We start from the raw sequence: 238 nt of genomic DNA, 5'->3' as shown, positions 1-238 counted from the left end.
TCCCTGAAAGATGATCAGGTTGATAGGTCAGAGGTGGAAGCGCGGTGACGTGTGGAGCTGACTGATACTAATCGATCGAGGACTTAACCAAATTTGAAAAGCGAAGGCAACTGTTCAACTTCGACAGACGTTGGAGAGCCGGCCATGCAAATCCCGATTTTGGATTTGTTTGGACGGATTGAAACGGCCGAGAAGTTAGGAGCCGTAGCTAGACAACGATACTCAATTTACTTTACTT

Annotated in this window: 1 rRNA gene; it reads left to right on the top strand. The window is 46.6% G+C overall.

Annotation, left to right across the window (positions count from 1 at the left end):
- Window positions 1–91, top strand: a 23S ribosomal RNA gene (locus M3182_RS26815); the annotation flags it as partial.
- Window positions 92–238 lie beyond the last annotated feature (147 nt).

The organism is Mesobacillus maritimus (genome assembly GCF_023715205.1).
GTDB classification, from domain to species: Bacteria; Bacillota; Bacilli; order Bacillales; family Cytobacillaceae; genus Mesobacillus_B; species Mesobacillus_B maritimus_C.
The sequence above is the reverse complement of the archived record's forward strand: the minus strand, read 5'-3'. Positions and strand labels throughout refer to the sequence as shown.